Origin of the sequence: Citreicoccus inhibens, from assembly GCF_019039035.1 — a bacterium.
In the GTDB taxonomy this organism is placed as follows: domain Bacteria; phylum Myxococcota; class Myxococcia; order Myxococcales; family Myxococcaceae; genus Citreicoccus; species Citreicoccus inhibens.
The window spans coordinates 1-3,909 of sequence record NZ_JAHNZT010000093.1 but is presented as its reverse complement, the minus strand read 5'-3'; the positions used below and the strand labels follow the sequence as shown (position 1 = coordinate 3,909).

Below are 3,909 nucleotides of genomic sequence, written 5' to 3'. Positions count from 1 at the left end.
ACCTCACCCGCAACGTCCTCGCCAAGGCCCCCTGGAGGCTGCGCGGACGACTCGGCAAGGAGACCTCGGCCGTCTTCGAGGCTCCGACTCTCCAGGACGCCAGGAAGCGCCTGGAGGCACTCCAGTCAGGCCTGGGCCGCCAGGTCCCCGAGGCCATGGAGTGCCTACGCGAAGGCTTTGCCTCCGCCACCTGCTTCTTCTCCTTCCCCAAGGCCCACTGGAAGCGGCTTCGCAGCACCAACGGCCTGGAGCGACTCCATGGCGAAGTGAAGCGCCGTATCCGCTCCGCCGGCGCCTTCCCGGACCGCGCCAGCGCCCTGCGCCTCATCACCGCCGTCGCCCTCGAAGTCACTGGCATCTGGGGTGACCGCCGCTACCTCGACATGGCCCTGCTGACTTCAAACCCAGACACCGCTGAATGATGCCCAAAGGAGCTTTCCTCCCCCGCCCCCCCTCCGAACCAACTACACACGATTCGGGACTTGACCCTTCATGGTGAAGTCGGTGAACAAGGACGGCTCTATCAGCCGCATGGCGCCTACCCAGGCCGACTGGAAGAGCGACGCTTTCGAAGAGGCCGACGCCGCCGAGGCTCGCCGCGCGGAGCTTGAGAGGCTCAATCCCGGCTCGCGCTTCGCGGTCGTCCCACTCTGACTCCCTAGGGAGCGACGCGGGCAAGCGGGAAGACCGATGCCCTCCTGAAGCCCACAGCTCCAGGCCGCTCCTCCGCGGATGCGCGTGCGCACAGCAGGGAGGGCCAGCTCTACGACGCCGGCCGCCCCCATCGCCACCTGGAACGCTTCGAGATGTACTGCCAGCGAGCGAGGGCAAGTTGGGGCCCATAGCGCTGGCGCGTGAGCGACCCGCGCGCCTGGCGCTCCGCCGCGACGCGCCAGCCAGGGCTAACCTCGGGCGACGTCGCCGGAACAGCTACGGGGCCGAGCAGGTAGATGGTGCACACTGATAGGTCCACGTGGGCGTCGCGTCGACCCACCTCTTCGATTCGGCGCGGGGAGCCCTCGGCATCCAAGAGCAGGCCGAAGATGACGGCGTACCATGCCGCCTCTCGCGCCCAGTCAGGGTGCGGTGGCATCCATGCCCCCGAAGCGCTTGCGCCACGCGCACCCCGTCGACTCACTCACCCCGTGCTTCGTCGCGGTCTCCGGGACTGACGTCCGCTCTGCCTCGCGCAGAATCGCGACCATCTGCTCTTCGCAGAACCGACTCTTCTTCACCTCCTGCCTCCGTCGTGCCCGGAGCGGCATCCTCTCAAGCTTCAGGTGGTCCGAAACTCTCAGGGCATGTCATACTACCCAGTCGCGCGAGTGAGCACGCAGTCAGCAGACGCTGGAGGGCCGGCCCCTGCGAGTCGTGGCGTTTCAACATTGGCACCTCCACAAGCCTCGCGTGGAACGCAGGGCTGTGGGTCTGAGAATGCCTGATTCTTCTCTCAGCCGACAGTTCCTACACGCGAGCCCGCGCTCGGCTGCTTCCCCCATAGAGTTCGCCGATGACGATCCTTGGATTTGCCGACTCTTGCTCTGTTCGTCGCGAGCGGTCAATCAATCACAAAGATTTGGATGGTGCGTCCGGGTAGTAGCGAGTGGCAGCATCTCCGCCGCGGAGCGGACGCCCGAGCGAGAGGTTCGGCTTGGTCTGTCTCGTCCTGATCGCGTTATGCTGCCCACGTGCCACCGCCGGAGGGTGAATGACCTCGTCGCTCAACTCCCTGGGAGCGTTCGTAACTACAATCATCTCCCAGGTCGCGGCACCGCCACCCAATCCATGGGATACAGCGGACTCCACACAAAACGTCATGTTCTATCCGGAGGCCATCCAACCGACGACCAACGGAGGCCTGGCCCATCTCACTGGTGGGCTGGAGAACGACAAGACACTGCAGCCCCGGGTGTCGGCCATCATCGGCCCCGGTGCCACGCTGCGAGGGCTCGCCACTTCGCTCCTCGGGCTCTTCACTGCCGCGGCACCACCTGCAGCACCGACCGTGGACGAGTTGGCCCGTGCGCTGGTCGTCTACAACCAGCACTACCTGCCCGCCGCCACCATGGAAAACTACCGGGTCGGACTGAGGATTCCTCTCCCTATCGAGCGCGATGCGGCCAACAGCCGCTGGGTCCTCAACTCGGCCCAAATTCGTACGTGGTCCGCAGCTTTTGACGCAACGTGGGCGCCGCTCCTAGACCGCCGTCCGGGCCTGCTCCAGCTCATGGATGATGCGGATCGGAAGACCGACGCGGCAGCCTTCCTTCGTGACAATGCAAACACCGAGGACCTCGCGGCGGCGCTCTACGGGCGGCTGATACGCAACCCCTATGAAGTAGTGCTGCCCGCCTTCGAGCTCTTCCGGCAGATGGGGGCCGACGCGTTCGGGGTGGCCTTGGCACTCATGGACTTCGTCGTCGTCCACCAGTTGGAGCTCCTGGCGACGCTGACTGGGGGCAGCGGCTTCCTGCAGCGTCTGGCGCAGATATTCAACTCGGCCCCCACCGCCCTGCCTGCTGAAGTGCAGCAGCAGCTGACGCGGGCAAGTACCCTGCTGGCCCAGGCACTTCGCCCGGGTGGAGTGCCCGTGGCTCCCCGCGAGGTCCCGGAGACCACGCAGCAGCTGAATGACCGGGGCGTCATCGGCGAGATTGCGCAGGTACGAGCTGCCGAGTTGGCCGGAGGCCGGCACCGGATGGTCCTCGGCCGCGACGTCCTCGCCGGGAGGATGGACGTCTACGGGAACTACCGTGGCCCCGCCTACGGCGGCCGGCTGGATACGGCGGCCTTCATCGCAGCCAATTCCGCTGCGCTCAACCCGGATGGTGATGTCCAAATTGATGCCCGCCTCGACATTATCGCCTCCATTGCTCGGAACGAAGGGTACCTGGACGGCGTCCGACTCCGGGACGCGGGGCTCGTCTCCTCGGGCCTCCACCAATGGACGCTCCACGTGAACAACGAACTGCTCCCCATGCTCCTGAGCTTCAAGGAGCAGTCCCCGGACGACTTCATGCTGTTCCTCCGGCTCTACGGTCTGGAGGTCCGGGATGAGCCCGGCAACGCGACCGGCGACGCCCAGGCCATCCTCCAGGAGGTGCGGGCCAACGGGGCCGTGCACGACCTCATTCCCGTCCTCAACCGCAGCGCCTTCTTCGGGAGCTTCGTCAACATGGACGGCCGCACGGAATTCCCTACGCTCTGGGCGGCACGCTTCCGCATGGCATCCCTGGCCTCCGTCCCCTACAAGGCCGCGCAGTGCCGGATGGCGTTGGCTCGGTTCGACCGCATCATCCGCCAGGTCGGCAATCTCGCCGTCAACGGAATCAATCGGGCCGTCAATGAAGTCTTCACGTCCGAGCACGGCGTGGCCCTGATCCTCGATCACCACATCAACGCACCGGGCAACGTGCGCGGGGATCTGCGGGCCGCCATCAACCATGCGCAGGGCTTGGACCTCGTCTTTACCGTGGAGCCGGACGCCTTCGAACAAGCAGCCATCAACCACTATCAGAGCAACCGGAACATGGTGGACTCCATCACCCGGGCTAACCGGATTGCCGCCGTTGGCCTCCCGCGAACCCACGGCTCGTTCACGGGCTGGTAGCCATGAGAACGCCACGGTTTGCCACGCTCTGCCTCACCCTGGCGGCGACAGCGGCGCTCGGGGACGCGCCACCTGACTGCCCCACTACCGGCCGGATCGACATCACTCTCCCGACCTGGCGCAAGCAGGTGCTGAAGGCGGCGGGTGACCCGAAGCAGCTCGCGCCCCTACGCCTAAGAACCTATTTCGGTAGGGAAGAAGGTCGGCCTCCTGCCGGGTTGAAGAGGCAGGAGGACGCAGCCATGGGGTAGTCAAGAAGGACGATGGCTGGCGAGTGCCAGACGAGCTGTGGCGACGCA

3 protein-coding genes and 1 pseudogene are annotated in these 3,909 nt (G+C 65.9%); 3 read left to right on the top strand and 1 reads right to left on the bottom strand.

The window, feature by feature from the left end; genetic code table 11:
• Positions 1 to 422: transposase (locus tag KRR26_RS36235; RefSeq protein WP_217082169.1), on the top strand; the 422-nt coding region annotated here is incomplete at its 5' end.
• Between the two features lie 70 nt (positions 423 to 492).
• On the top strand, positions 493 to 654 hold the full coding sequence (locus KRR26_RS36230; RefSeq protein WP_217082168.1) for a hypothetical protein: 162 nt from the start codon (positions 493 to 495) through the stop codon (positions 652 to 654).
• Between the two features lie 434 nt (positions 655 to 1,088).
• On the opposite strand, the pseudogene KRR26_RS36225 reads toward KRR26_RS36230, so the two are convergent.
• Positions 1,089 to 1,235: pseudogene (locus KRR26_RS36225) on the bottom strand (transposase); the annotation flags it as partial.
• A 473-nt stretch (positions 1,236 to 1,708) separates the two neighbouring features.
• Between KRR26_RS36225 and KRR26_RS36220 the strand changes: the two are divergent.
• Complete coding sequence (locus KRR26_RS36220) at positions 1,709 to 3,610, top strand: hypothetical protein (RefSeq protein ID WP_217082166.1); 1,902 nt, start codon at positions 1,709 to 1,711, stop codon at positions 3,608 to 3,610.
• Positions 3,611 to 3,909: the final 299 nt, after the last annotated feature.